This is a genomic window from Lysinibacillus sp. FSL K6-1151 (assembly GCF_038630755.1).
Classification (GTDB): Bacteria; Bacillota; Bacilli; order Bacillales_A; family Planococcaceae; genus Lysinibacillus; species Lysinibacillus fusiformis_D.
In genome coordinates this window covers 1,406,939-1,422,091 of sequence record NZ_CP152040.1, presented here as the reverse complement: position 1 = coordinate 1,422,091, position 15,153 = coordinate 1,406,939, and the positions used below count along the sequence as shown (strand labels likewise).

The window sequence follows — 15,153 nt, the reverse complement described above, 5'->3', positions numbered from 1 at the left end:
TACTATCTCATTCCCCTTTTTATTTCCCAGAAAATATTGATAGTCATCATCAATGATACAAAGGCTACTACGCATATAAAGCGTGGTAGCTTTTTTTTGGCTGACATCTCCCTGACATAATGGCCATTTATAGTAATTCATGAACGACCCACTTGCTCACTTTAAACAAATTCAGACGATAATGTTTGTCTAATTTAACATTAACAAGCATACCCATAGAGTATGTAGGCAGCATTTTGGGAACTGAAAACTATAATCAACTTTTGGAGATGATCATATGAAGCGAGCACATATCAATGAATTAAATATTACACGTGCATTAGCCATTCTTGCTGTACTCCTCATCCATTCTACTAGTACATCAGTTACAGCATTATCTAATGAATCAAAATTTTATCCACTATATGTATTTCTCAATATTTTTCCCAAATTCGCTGTTCCTGTTTTTATTTTCTTAAGCGGATTCGTTTTATTTTACAACTATATACAAAAAGAACTAACGAAAGAGCTTATCATTCGTTTCTATAAAAAAAGAGTGACACAAATTCTCATCCCTTATCTCTTTTTTTCTATTTTTTATTATACAGCCATGCAATTTTATGTGACACATGATTTAGTATCCACATGGCATGCTTTATTTAGTGTTGAATTTCTCAAAAAACTATTAATAGGAAAAGCGTACACCCATTTATATTATATTTTTATCATTGTACAGTTCTATCTTATATTCCCTTTATTCTTATATGTTTTAAAGAAAAAGCCAGCCCTATCTCCTCATCTAATTTGGATTGGCTTCGTTCTTCAATGGGCCTTTATTCTATTAAATGCAGAGTTTTGGCAGTATCCCTATAGAGGGAGTATTTCTTTCTCTTATATTTGCTATTTTTTAGCTGGTGCATTTTTAGGTATTTATTTTGAAAAATATAAAGGATGGCTTCAATTAAAAAAAGGAAATTTTCCTATCCCCCTCCTTTTTATATGGTGTGTAGGGCTATTATCTACTATCTATAATGTTTATTTATATTACTATGTTTTTTCGTCACAAACCTATTTAGTGAACAGCACCATATTTGAACTAGTTTTTCAGCTCCAATCTTTAACAGCCTGTATCGTCTTATTACAGCTTTCTTATTGGATCTATAATAAATGGAACCATGCATGGGTCAACGGTTTCATAAACTTAGGAGTAGTATCATTTGGCGTCTATCTATTGCATCCATTTTTCCTTTTCCTTTACAGACAAATTAGTACTGGCGGCAATAGTGTCCTCTATCACCTATGGAGTGCTGGCGGCTTTATCTTTGCTCTATTTATTACATGGATGATTGTGCTGTTAATGGGCAGATTTTTCAAATACCATTGGATTGCTTTTGGGCCTATTCCGCAAAAGTTCCCTTATAAATAAAATTCATAGATTATCATAAAACTAAAAACCCTGTAGAGATATCTCTACAGGGCTTCTTATAATTGACAGGTTGAATTATTTTGAAATAGAACCGTCTTTTACTTTATTGTTATTCACATCAGCTAAGTTAGTTGATTTGAATTCTACTACAATGCTATCTGTTAAAGCATATTGATCTTTAGTTGTCACTTTAAGTTTACCGTTTTCTACAACAGCAGCAGTAATTTTCACAGTAGAGCCAGCAATTTTCACTGTTAAACCTGTTGGTGTAGCTTCATTTACAATACTTTCAGAGAAGTCTACGATAAATGTTTTATTATCTACTACTGTTACTTGAGAAGCTACAGGGACAATATTTTCTTTCAGTGTTACTTGAGTTGTAGCTTTCCCATTTTTAAGTGTATTTCCTTTTGTATCAACTACATTTTTAGCTTCAAGTACATAATTACCATTAGCAGTAATAGAACCTTCAGGTAAAGTGAATCGGACTTTTTTAGTACCATCTACAAATTGAAGTTGAGTTCCAGCAGGTAGCTCTTTTCCGCCAAGTGTGTAGTTAGCAGCATTTGTTGCTGTAGCAGTCACATCTGTAGCATATTCAACAGTGAATACATTGTTATTTGTTACAACAACTGGTGTAGCTCCAAATACTAATGAATCTGTAGGCGTTTCAGGTGTAGCTTCGAACGTTCCAGTTGTAACATTAAATGTAATCGTCTCTGCAGTCACGTTTTTAGATAAATCTTTCACTGCTCCAGCAGATAATTCAAATGTGTATGTTGAATTGCTATCTAAATCAATGTCAACTTTAACTGTGTTTTTCTCTGCACCCTCAATTTTGCCATTACCATCTACATCGTAACCAGTACCTTTAACGTCTTTTACCGCTATTTCTTTTCCAGCAGTGTAAGCAATACCGTTCTGAGTTTTAATTGTTAAAATACCATCTACTTTGACAGGCTCACTAAAAGTAAGGTATAAAGCATCTACATCTGTAGTTACCTTCACATCATCAGCTACTAACATTTTTGTAGAAGCAGAGACAAGTGTAGCAGGCGTTGTATCTTTAGTTAGAATAGCATTGAACTCAAATGCGTCTCCAGCATTTCCAGCTACATCTTTTTGTCCTTCTACTTTAATATTTGTATTAATAAATGTTGATGAACCTAACACTGCTTTCGCATCAATCGTGAATACAGTTTTATCAGCTACATCTTTCAAATCAGCATCTTTTAAGTAGAAAACAGTTGATCCTACAGTTACTTTCGCATACCCTTCAACTGAAGCATCAGCATCTACAACAAATTTTTGTTTCATTAATTCTTCTGAGAAATCAAACGTAATTTCTGTACCGTTTACAGCTGTTGAAACAGTTGGTTTTGAATTATCTACATCTGCTTTAGCAACTGTGAAGTTCACAGCGATAGGATTCGCGATATTATTCGCGAAATCAGTGGCACCAACAATATCTACTTTATAAGTTTGCTCAGCTGTCAATCCAGTAATTGTTAATTTTTTACCAGATAAAGTATAGCGATCTTTTGACAGTTCAGTACCATTTAAGCTTACTGTTCCTTCATTTTGTACAAGCTCATCGAAAGTGATCACTGCTGTAGTACCTTTTGCTTCTACAGTATTCACACTAACAGGTGTTGTATCTGCAAAAGTTAATAAATTGTTAAATTCTTCAGTTAAAACTTTAGCATCTGCTTTTGTTTTGACTGGTTTTACAGTCACTTTTCCGTTAGTTAATTTTAACTCCTTATCAGTCGTTAAAGTAACAGACATGCCGTCTTCAGCCACTACTGCACTTGTGATAGCTACGCCTTCAATAGCATACTTCGTTGTGATTGCCGCATCTTTTGCATCAACAGCTGTGTTGAATTTTACTTCAAGCTCTTTTGCATTTAACCCTTTTACAGATGCTACAGCTGGTGTTACCTCTTTCACAGTTGCATCAATTGTACGTTTTACCATAGTAGCGAATTCTTCACGGCTGATTTTATCTTGTGGTGCTAATAATGAACCTTTACCATTGATTACGCCGTTGTCAACAGCCGTTTCTAAGTAAGATACAGCCCATTTAGAAGCTTTCGAAGCATCTGCGAATTGGCTAAGGTCTGCTTTACCTGTTAATTGGTAGCCTTGTACGATAACTTTCGCAGCTTGTTCTCTTGTTAATTGAGCTTTAGGTTCAAATCTGCCATTACCCATACCATCAAATAATTCTGGTGAAGTTGCAAGTACTGCATTATAGAACCAGTCATTTTCATCAACATCTGAAAAATCTTCTGTTCCTGTAGCTTTTAAATCTAAAGCTTTTGATAAAATTTCAGCAGCTTCTGCACGAGTAAGCGTACCAGCTGGGTTGAAGTTCCCTTTTTCATCACCTTGGATGTAGCCTTTGTCAGTTAAAAATTGTACAGCTTCTTTTGCCCAAGATGAAATGCTATCTGCATCATTAAATTCGGCAGCCGATGCTACTGGTACGATTGCTGATGCTACAAGTGCTGCTGTTGCAGTAGTTGCGAAAAATTTACGACCTTTGTTTTGTTTCTTCATAGTATATTCCTCCAGAATTCTAATAAATTATATTATTCTGTGAGAACAATATTATCGCGCTATTCAATTGTTAAAATATGTATAAATTGTTCTCGCAAATAATAATTACAACCAATTATAGGGAAAGCAAACTTCTAAATTTACCAAGATTAAATATCCCAATCAAACTGTAATTTGCTTTACAAGACAATAATATAACTAGATTACCAATAAATAAACGCTAAAAATAAGGTAATTTTACTACTAGATTGGTTATATAGGTAATCTTTTCATAGAAAATTTCTATAATATAGAAAAATAGATAGAATAGGCATAAAGTTCACCTACTTAAAGGGATTATATGTAATCAGTTCTTTTTCATTTACATTTGTTTTATTACTTTCTTAATATAATAGCTGAACCAAATTAAAGCTCTATCAGTGTTAAATTCTAGGTTAATAATTAGTTGATTGCTAAAATTATTTTGTCTAAATCGATTAAATGAATATTAGCCCCAGTCCCCTAAACTTTATTCACAAAAATATTTAAAAGCTATTTTCTATCATCAACTAACTATCTCGCATTTTTTAGCAATATTATTTAAAAACGGAGCAAGGAACAGTAATAGAAGTGTGCTTAAACTGTATCTGCTGCTTTTCTAATTTTAAAACAATAAAGCCATCTGACACCAATTCAATATCGGTATCAGATGGCTATATCTTCTTATTTATAATGACAGGGCGAACGACTATTACACAATGTTCATCCTTTAAAGCAGTTTGACGACCAGCAATTTTGCTCCAGTGAGTAACTTCATCTTCACTAATATTTTGCTGCTTCAGACGGTGGATTTAAAGCGTCTTTTAGTTGATCGTCAGTTACATCATAGTCATAAAATTTAGCGTTATAATACAAGAAACTCCATTAAACTAAGGTATGTTGTCGCCTTGGCTAAACCACTACATCCGTGGGAGCGCTTCGATGATGTATATGATTGAGCCTTTGTTATTGTGCCAGAATAAATGATTCAACAATGGTAGCTAATGCTTGAATGGTATCGTAGCTGTCACCTGGAAATTCCGCTTGGGCAAAATCAACTTGAAGTTCTTCACAAATTTTTTGACATTCACTTCCGATTTCAAAATAGGATTCAATATCCGCAGAAAGTGAAAGGAGTTCACATGTGATAAAACCTTGAGCACCTTCTGCATGTAATGTTTTAATCTTTTCCTTTACATCTGGAGCAAGCCAGTCACCTTTGCCATGACCACTTCGATAGGTAATATGCCAGTTATCAATTTGAGCAGCTTTTGAGATGGCCTCTGCTAATTCGGAGAATTGGCGTACATACAGTTCATTACGTTCAGGATTAATTGGCTGACTATGCACGGTATATAAAACATGAGTGTGCGTTCGTTTTTCAGTGGAAATCCATTCATAGGCACGATGAACACGATCTTTATAAACAGCAAGTAATTCTGTATTTAAATGCCAATTTTGACCACTTATAATAGTAACATCATGAGAAGCTAGCAATGCACTTACTTCATCATGAAACGCAGCAGCACCTGAAGACATAATCGGATTTACAGGTAGCGTAATAAAAGTTGAGATACCATCTTCAAGCATCGTGTTAACAACATCTGGAATGTAAGGTTCTGTATGTTTGTAAGCATTATATACTTTTACAGGCTGGGCTAAGCGTTGCTGTAAAGCATGTTCCAGCCCTTTAGCAATACGGCTCGTATTGGCTGCTAACGGATCAACACCACCTAATTTTTTAAATTGCGCTGTAATATTTTCAATCACATGAGGTGGTGGCGTTTTACCATTCATAATATGTGAAAAATAAGGTGTAACATCGTCTAAAGATTTTGGTGCGCCATAAGCGTAATAAATTATACCAATCATTTTTATAAACTCCTTTACTTCAATGGAATAAGTTAATTTTATATGTGCTACAGATGCTTCATAAATTTCAAATTACTATTTCTAACAGAAGCATCTTGTGACCATAGAAAAAATACGTTCATTTACAAGAACTTGAACACAATTTTACTGGGGTAAAGACAGGATTTCCATGCTGCATATAAATTTCAGCATCAATTTCAAAAATGGATTGAAACATTTCTTTACATATTACACAATGGGGTGAATCATCATAATGAATTTTCCCATTTTTTAATACAATTAGACGTTGGCTATTTTGCGCGGCTTGGTTAATATCATGCAACACCATGATAACGGTCATATTGTATTTATGATTTAACTCTTTTACAAGCTCCATCACTTCTAATTGATGAGCAATATCTAGATATGTTGTTGGTTCATCTAATAGCAAAACTTTGGGATGCTGTGCTACAGTCATTGCAATCCAAGCACGTTGGCGTTCTCCTCCAGACATCGAAGGTAGTACCCGATTTTGCATGTGATTCAATCCAGTTACATCAATTGCCCAATCGACAATTTTTATATCCTCTTTTGACAGCGACGTTTTCCCTCCACTATGCGGATGACGCCCAAATTCAACTAACTCACGCACCGTTAAATCTAATTGATGATTATTCATTTGTGGGAGCATCGTTAATGTTTTAGCCACTTCTTTAGACTTCATTTCATGAATATTCCGCTCATCTAAATATACTGCCCCACTATTCGGCTTTAAAAGACGTGAAATTACACGTAATAAAGTTGATTTTCCCGAGCCATTTGGTCCTATTAAACTAACAACTTCTCCTTCATTGATTGTCAAGGAAATATCATCTAACTGGAAGTTGGTGAACTCATGTTGGTAATTGATATGCTCAGTTCGTAGCAATGGAATTCCCCTTTCTATGAATTAAATACAGGAAATATGGCCCTCCGATAAATGCTAGTAAAATGCCAACAGGAAATTCAATAGGATCAAATACAGTTCTCGCAATTGTATCTGCGAAAACAACAAGTAAGCCACCAGCCAATGCTGAAGTAGGTATTAAATACTTATGATCTCCACCGATAATTAATCGTAAAATATGTGGTACTACCAAACCTACAAAACCAATTAAACCAGCAACACTTACTGCAATTCCTGCTAGTAACGTACTTAATACAATTAAAAAGAATCGACTGCGTTCAACATTGTGTCCTAAAAGACTTGCCATTTCATCGCCTAGACGCATTATACGAATATGTTTAATCGCATAAATTGATAATATAATAGCTACAAGGACATAGTAGACAATCATCTCTAATTGCATCCAACCAACACCCGTTAAACCGCCTGACAACCACGGCAATACAGATTGTACACGATCGCTATAAAGAATCATTAATGCATTTGTTCCTGCACCACAAAGTGCATTGATGGCTACCCCAACTAAAATAATTCGCATTGGGGATGTGCCACCTTTTTTCACCGATAATGAATACACAATCATTGCCGCTACAAAAGCACCTAAAAAAGCTGCTATAGGTAAGTAAATAATATAGCCAGGAAATACAACCATAACCGCTACAGCCATCATTCCAGCGCCAGAAGTAATTCCAATAACTCCTGGATCGGCTAATGGATTTTGCATGACTCCTTGTAAAATCGAACCCGCAATAGCCAAGCAAACACCAATAATCATACCCGTTAGTATACGGGGCATTCGGATTTCCCAAACAATTCGTCGTGCCATAGTATCTTCTGAACTCAAAATTCCATTAAACACTTCACTTACTGAAAACGAAACTTGTCCTATCATAAGGCTGCCAATACTCACAATGATTAATAGTATAGGTAACACAATTAGCGCTATTTTTCGTTTTTTAGCAAGTGGGTGTGCATATTTTTCCGCTTCTGCTATCATCGTTATTTCCCCACAATAAAATTATTTAACTGCTTTTTCAGCTGTCTTTAAAAGCCCGCGCATATAGTCAATAGCTTCTACAACTTGTGTACCAGGATTATCAAACAATTCTGCTGGTAAAAAGATAATCTGATTATTCTTTACTGCATCTAAGTTTTTCCACGCTGCATTTTCTTTCAATTGTTTTTCAAAACCTTCTTTTACTGTTGCTGGATTGGCGTGCGTAATTAGCATAATTATTTTTGGGTTACGTTCAACAATTTTCTCAACACTTAATGTTGCGTATGTTGGAAACTTATCTGTCGCTGGTAAATCAGCTGCTATATTTTTACCACCTGCCTTATTTAAAATATCTCCGTATAGTGAATTATCAAGCGCGGCTAAATATGTACCTGGTGCACCGTAAACAATGAGAGCATCTAACGTTGATTTTGTTGAGCCTTTTGCAATTTCCTCATCAATTTGTCCAACTAACTTCTCCGCTTTTGCTGTGTTATTAAATAATGCTCCATATTTTGTAATCGTCTTTTTTATATCATCTACTGAATTCATATTTGAGTACACAATTTTCGTACCTGTAGCTTCTACCGTTTTAGCGAACTGCTGGAAGCTAAGTGGCACAATAAGTATTTCCGCATTCAATGCAGCAATTTGCTCAAATGATGGTTCATGTGGGTTACCTATCTCTTGAATAGCTTTTACTTCTGCCTTCATATCGGATGTAATCGTTGGTCGACCAGTAACGTTTGCACCTAATGCAAGCAAAATATTCATCATTCCTGGATTTAATGTAGCAACTGAACTCGGTATTGCTTCAAATTCATGCTTATTTCCAAGGTCATCTATTAATGTTACCGCCCCCCCTGTTTCAACTTGTTGTTCCATTTCTATTTTATCTGTTGAAGCACCCACATCTGCTGGTTTACTTTCCTCTCCACATGCTGTTAATACTAATGCTAACGCACCTACTAATAGAAATTTAAACTTCTTCATGGTAACTACCAACCCTTTCTTTATTTAAAAAAACCAAATTGAAATTGATAATCATTCTCATACAGTTGTTTATGATTCTATTTGAAATAAAAATAATTGTCAACAAACGTTTTTAATGTTATTTTTTAAAATTTTTTATTGCATAGCCAATTAATGTATGTTTTAATTGATAATGAAAATCAATATCAATTAAAAACGTCATAAAGGGGTCAATATAATAGATGATTACAGTAACTAACCGTTTTTTAGTAAAAAAAGGTTTTGCTCATAAAATGGCACCATTATTTATATCTGATAAAAATTTATTGAACTGGGAAGGGTTTAATAAAGTTGAAGTGAACGTTTGCTCTGAACCAGAAGATCACGATGAAATGAACGTTATGATGTTCTGGGATACAGTCGAGCAATTCAAAGCATGGCGCGAATCAGATGACTTTAAAAATTTACACCGTCGTGAAGAAATTGGTAACAAAGAAAACAATGAGTCTTCCCCAATAATGGGTAACCGGGTTGTTATTTCAGAAATTGCTGCAACTTTAGTAAAGTAGCAGCAATTTCTGTACAAGGATTTCTTAAAAGGATAAAGATGTGCCAGCTCCCTCTTCCATCTGTAAGATTAACATTACACATATCAGTAAAAATACAAGAATAATAACTATACGTTCTTAGACGTTTTTCATCGAGTTTACAGCCTGGCATTTCAAACTCGCATCGTTTAAGAACGTTTTTTAAATTATTTTATAAAACCTCCACAATAATTTATTGTGGATCCCTCTTCTAAGACAACAGTTTTTATGAACTATTTTCAAAATAAATCACCGTATTTCTACTTTTGCAGTTAATATTGGCCAAATTTTATGTTTAGAACGCTTCCCTTAACATTCGCATGTCTTCACTATAAGATTAGCCTAGAAAAGTAAACGCTTGTTTTAGGCAAACAAAAAAAATCGGATGTATAAATGTTTAAAAAATGCAATTCAATTTCTACTTGAATTGCATTTTTTTATTGGATGAGGCGACCCCCTTCGGCAATAGCTCAAGCTGAAAACCTCATAGAAGCACATGATATAGTCACCTCATCCAACTGTTAGAGGAGTTTATGGGATAGTAATAGTATCTTGCTTTAATTATTAATCAATTAAATTGACTAATTCTAGTGATCGTTTTAAAACCTTCGCCATTTGAGCACGTGTTAAATTACTTTCTGGATTTAAATAGCCATTAGACCCTGTCATAATGTCTAGTGCCTGTAATTCCGATACGGCTTGCTTTGAGTAGTCAACTACTTGATTAGCATCTTTGTAGGATAAGGCATTTTTATCAACCGTTACTTTATAGCCTTTATATTCAAGCATGCGTAAAATCATTGCCGCTGCTTGCTGACGTGTAATATTTGCTGTTGGGTTAAATGTTGTGGCATTTACACCTGTTACAATACCTACCTCTGCAAGTGCTTGTACTTCATTTTCAAACCACTGACCTTTAACATCTTTAAACGCGGTTGCTTTAGCAGATTGAATATTTAAAGCTCGAGCGACCATTACTGCAAATTGTGCACGAGTTATATTTTTATTTGGACTAAATGTTGTAGCTGTTGTACCTGTTGAAATTCCAGCAGCGTATAAAGCTAAAATTTCATCTTTGCTGAATATATTATCGATATCTGTAAAAGGATTTTTAATATTATCCGTTTTCTCTGTATTATTAGAGTTTGTTGTTTCTTCCTCTAAAGCTGGCACATCAAACGTAAAGAATAATGTGTACGCCCCATAACCTAAACTACCTGAATCTACAAATATTTTCGTTACGCCATTGCGATCTTGAATTAATGGTAAACGTACAACACGTACTTGATCCATTTTTTCGCCTGTAGAACTTATCACTTCGATTTTTTGTTGCTTACCATTTTCATCAATATAAGCAAGTGTTTCAAAACCATAAGCTTTACCAATTAGTGTCATTTCAATATAACGTTTGCCGTCAAGTGTTACTAATTCAGCTTTCGTGAAGTATGGTGCTAAATAGTTTGTAATAAAATCAGCCATATTACCGTTTGGATCAGCCACCATTTTATACGTAATGGACTGACGAGTATTCTTTTCATTTGTCTTTGTTGTCGTTGCTGATACATTTGTGGAAATCGTCTTATCCGCCGTTATTGCTTCAAAAACAAGATTATCTAGTGTAGCAATTTCAAATGAAAGTGTTGTTGTTTTTGCAGTTGCAATCGGTACTAATGAAGCTACTTTATTCGACCATTTTGCAATTTCTTTACCGTTTTGTTTGACAATAAAATTTTGTAAGTTATTTTCAATATTTAATGAAAGCATAACTTTATATTTGTTATTTTCAAATACTGTTTTTGCTTTTTGTAGGAAGACAGCTATCTCTTTTGTATTGTTTGCAAATTCAAATTTAACTACTCCCTCTTGACTAAAGTTCCCTGTAGTACTTGTATTTGTTCCGCTATTAGTTGAACTACCATTTGTTGAACCACTATTAGTTGAACCACCTGTACTTGGGAATGTTGTACTATCATTAATCTTTGAAAGTGACGCTTCTTCAAATTTTAATAGAATATTATAGTCATGATGATAGTTAAGATCCGCAATATCGACTTTTACCCACGCATTTTGAAGAGTAGCTAAATTCGATACTGTAAATTGCACTACTCGTACATCATTTGTATCGCTAATTGTACTAGGTGTTGCACCATTCACTGTAAATCCAGTAATCCATGAACTATTTTTTAGTGTTAATTGAACTTGATAGGAAGAGCCATTTTTCACTACATATGCTTGATTATCAACATATGTGTTCATAATAGAGCTACCCGTACCTGATTCATTTAAGAACGTAAAGTTCACTGTATACAGCCCATTAGTTCCATTAGTTGATTGTTCATTGTTTTCAGTGTTAGAATTGTTATTGCCACCGGTATTTGAATTATTATTGTTCTCCCCAGAACCTGATTCACTGCCGTTGGTATTTCCTTCCGAACTATTCTCCTCTTGCTTAGCAATCTCACCCGTTAATAGTACTTTTTCAACTGTCGTACTCATTGTGGATGCATTCCCATTTCGCTCAGTTGTTGACGTGAATGCTAAATTTTCTAATGAATCTACTGTAAATTTAATGACATTTTTCGTGTCCCCTGCTGTCCATTCTGCAATCATTTTATTTCCTTGTTTTACAGAAAAGCCCTTCGTTGTACCATTTACAACTAAATTAATTGTTACAGCAATTTTATTGTCTGCTGTTTTTGTAGCATATGCTTGTCCTAAAAGGGATGCGATTATTGTATGAGCAGGTGCACCAGAGCTAACAGGTGTCAGTCCAAACTCAATTACTTGATTGTTCGAGTTGAAATGCTCAGGTAAATATACAATTTGTTCTTTTACCGGTGCAAAATCAAACGTAAACGGTGTTGCTGGATACTTGTCACCTGACATAATCACTGTAGCCTTTAAATCAGCATCTAATTTTACCTTTATAACACGTACTAATGAATTGCCTTCTCCTTCAGAGCTTACGATTTTTACGTCTTCTCCGTTTTCACTGCCTACTTTTAGTGTCGTAAATGCATATGTGTGACCTGTTAGTTTAATATAGGCATATTTTTCTTCACCAATTGTCGCTAAATCAGCATAATTAATATAACTTTTAAAATACGTATCATATGTTTTATTATTTGTTAAAAATGTAAAAGGAACGTTTTTTGTAATAATTTCATCTTTGTTATCTTCTGGTTGTTCTGTTGCTTCATCACATACACGATTAACTTCCGTAACATCAGCAATTTTTAAATACACTATATAGTCATGATCATACGATAGCATTGGAATATAAACATCAACCCATGCCTTTATTGTTTGCTCATATTGATCGACTACGAATGTGTAAATATCGTTACCATTAGTGTCTGTTGTTTTTTCAATAGCTTTTTTTAATTCTCCGCCAGATTCTACTTTAAAATCCTGGTACCACGCTGTATATGCTTGTGGCACAGTAATGTCTACTGTAAATTGACCATCTTTTTGTTGAACAGTAGCTTCTTTTTGAACATAGCTATTCATCATTGAATCTGCTGTTTGCTGTTCGTTGAGCATTTTGATATTTGCCGAATAGTCAACTACGCAGCTAGATCCGGTATTCTCTTCCGCCTTTACTTCCATTCCCAAGCCAGGTAATACTGCACCTAACATCAACACTATCATTGCTACATATTGTAAAAATTTCTTCAATACTCTAACCTCCTGAGTTTTTTAATTATTTCAACCTATCCTAAGCGTTATTACCTCCTTTTGTATAAACAATTTAACTAGTACTACCACAAACCCAAATGATTCCCATTCTCAATTAAAATTAAAAGAAAAACATCTATTAATTACATGGATGTTAGTGAGTAAATCTACCTTTTTAATTGATTATGATTCTCATTCTCACCAATTATAACTCACAAACTATTATTGTCAAGAAAGTTAAAATATGTTTTGTTATTTTATTTTGTGTAAATAATGCTAAATAACATACTGTCATTGAAATATTTACTGTAAATTTAAAAGGATTAAAAATTTACCTTCATTAACTCTAAGAAGCTGCTAATCTGTCTCATATAATTTTCCTAAATGCTTAATGGAATCATATATGTACCAACACTTTCATGCGTTTGAATAATCACTTCTACACCATACACTTCTTTCATCCGTTCTGCTGTTACGGTTTCTATAGGTGCACCTTCGCATAATATTTTACCGTCTTTCATCAAAATAATATGATCGCTATATTTTATTGCTTGATTAATATCATGCAACACCATCACAATTGTTAGAGCATGTTCTTTGTTCAATTTCTTCACTAACTCCATTAATTCTATTTGATAAAAAATATCTAAATATGTTGTTGGCTCATCTAAACAAAGAATGGATGATTTTTGAGCAAGTGCCATGGCAATCCAAACACGTTGACGTTCACCACCCGATAATGCATCCAATTTACATGTACGTTTCTGTGTTAAATTTGTTGCTGACAGTGCCCAATTGACTGCCGCCTCATCTTCTTCAACATTTCTTTTCATTAATTGTTGATGGGGTACCCGTCCATAAGCAACTAGTTTTTCAATCGTGATATCTTGCGGCACTGAATTTTGCTGATAAACAATGGCTAGTTTTTTCGCAAATTCCTTGGCCTTGTATGTCATTATATCCTTCTGTTCTAACGTTACTGATCCTTGTTGCGGCATATTATTACGTGAAATAACACTTAATAATGTTGTTTTTCCACAACCATTCGGGCCAATAATCGTCGTGATTTTTCCCTTTTCAATAGTTGTCGTAACCCCATCTAAATGATTTTGCTTCTGATCATAAGATAGTTTAATTTGAGAAACGTTCAATACACTCACCTCTCTTTATTTATCTTTTCGAATTAAGAAGATTAAAAATGGTCCACCGATTATCGCCATGATTGTGGATGCTGGTATTTCCAGTGGCGCAACTAATATTCTACCTAATGTATCGGCAGTTAAAATTAGCAGGGCACCAGCTAATGCCGAGAATGGTATTAACCATTTATGATCTGATCCTACTAACCTTCTTGAAATATGCGGTACTAATAAACCGACAAATGCAATAACACCAGCTGTAGCAGTTGAAATAGCCGCTAGTAATACCGCTATCGCTGCAATAAATAGTCGTGCACGTGTTACATTAAAGCCTAGACTCTTGGCCGTTTTATCTTGTAAAGCCAATAAATTGCACCAAGAGGCTATTAGAAGAGCAGCTAGTAAACCAATCAAACCGTAAAATGAAATTAAACGTACATCACTCCAAGTTCGCATCGATAAATTAGAGCCACCTACACCGCCAACCATCACATTCATATAGCTACATAGCGTAACAAAGGCTTCTGTTAGACCCGTAAACATCGCATTAATCGCAATACCCACTAAAATTATTTTCAAAGGATTTAATCCTGATTTCCAGGACAACATAAATACTAAAAAGCAAGCAAAGGCTCCTCCAAAAAAAGCTAATAATGGCGTAAAGAAAAACATCATTGGAAATAATGTAATGATTAATAATTGTACAAATGATGCTCCCGCTGAGATGCCAATTACACCTGCATCGGCTAATGGATTACGCATAACTGCCTGCAATAATACGCCGGAAATGGATAATGATGCTCCTGCAAATAAAGCAACAATAATCCGTGGAAATCGTAAATCTTTAATGACTGTGTAATTTGAGTTTTCTTCCCCAAAAAGAGCCCTAATAAACTCCATCGTATCCATTTTAATAGAGCCAGTAATGGCTGAATATATAATAACGACTAAAAGTAATAGACTTACAACTAAAAAACTACTTATTTTTTTATTCATCT

General features: G+C 34.4%; 10 protein-coding genes. 2 read left to right on the top strand and 8 right to left on the bottom strand.

The annotated features are described in order from the left end of the window. The first annotated feature begins 277 nt into the window (after positions 1–277). On the top strand, positions 278–1,405 hold the full coding sequence (locus MHI04_RS06705) for an acyltransferase (RefSeq protein WP_342535433.1): 1,128 nt from the start codon (positions 278–280) through the stop codon (positions 1,403–1,405). Between the two features lie 75 nt (positions 1,406–1,480). On the opposite strand, the gene MHI04_RS06700 is transcribed toward MHI04_RS06705, so the two are convergent. The 5 genes from MHI04_RS06700 to MHI04_RS06680 form a co-directional block, all read right to left on the bottom strand. Further along, positions 1,481–3,967, bottom strand: a complete 2,487-nt coding sequence (locus tag MHI04_RS06700; RefSeq protein WP_036127095.1) for an S-layer homology domain-containing protein — start codon at positions 3,965–3,967, stop codon at positions 1,481–1,483. A 984-nt stretch (positions 3,968–4,951) separates the two neighbouring features. Further along, a complete protein-coding gene (locus MHI04_RS06695) occupies positions 4,952–5,857 on the bottom strand; it encodes a ferrochelatase (protein WP_036127096.1) in 906 nt (301 codons plus the stop codon). Positions 5,858–5,975: 118 nt separating this feature from the next. Continuing rightward, positions 5,976–6,746, bottom strand: a complete 771-nt coding sequence (locus tag MHI04_RS06690; protein WP_271913550.1) for an ABC transporter ATP-binding protein — start codon at positions 6,744–6,746, stop codon at positions 5,976–5,978. A 4-nt stretch (positions 6,747–6,750) separates the two neighbouring features. Continuing rightward, positions 6,751–7,779, bottom strand: a complete 1,029-nt coding sequence (locus MHI04_RS06685) for an iron ABC transporter permease (protein WP_058843349.1) — start codon at positions 7,777–7,779, stop codon at positions 6,751–6,753. Positions 7,780–7,800: 21 nt separating this feature from the next. Further along, positions 7,801–8,772, bottom strand: coding sequence for an ABC transporter substrate-binding protein (locus MHI04_RS06680; protein WP_342535432.1), 972 nt, complete (start codon positions 8,770–8,772; stop codon positions 7,801–7,803). A gap of 221 nt (positions 8,773–8,993) precedes the next feature. On the opposite strand from MHI04_RS06680, the gene MHI04_RS06675 reads away from it, so the two are divergent. Further along, positions 8,994–9,320: an antibiotic biosynthesis monooxygenase gene (locus MHI04_RS06675; RefSeq protein WP_036127104.1), complete on the top strand. Its 327-nt coding sequence runs from the start codon at positions 8,994–8,996 to the stop codon at positions 9,318–9,320. Between the two features lie 582 nt (positions 9,321–9,902). On the opposite strand, the gene MHI04_RS06670 is transcribed toward MHI04_RS06675, so the two are convergent. From MHI04_RS06670 to MHI04_RS06660, 3 genes are all read right to left on the bottom strand, one after another. Then, complete coding sequence (locus MHI04_RS06670) at positions 9,903–13,016, bottom strand: NEAT domain-containing protein (protein ID WP_342535431.1); 3,114 nt, start codon at positions 13,014–13,016, stop codon at positions 9,903–9,905. Positions 13,017–13,396: 380 nt separating this feature from the next. Then, on the bottom strand, positions 13,397–14,167 hold the full coding sequence (locus MHI04_RS06665; RefSeq protein WP_058843346.1) for an ABC transporter ATP-binding protein: 771 nt from the start codon (positions 14,165–14,167) through the stop codon (positions 13,397–13,399). Between the two features lie 15 nt (positions 14,168–14,182). Beyond that, a complete protein-coding gene (locus MHI04_RS06660) occupies positions 14,183–15,151 on the bottom strand; it encodes an iron ABC transporter permease (RefSeq protein ID WP_036127110.1) in 969 nt (322 codons plus the stop codon). Between the last annotated feature and the right edge of the window lie 2 nt (positions 15,152–15,153).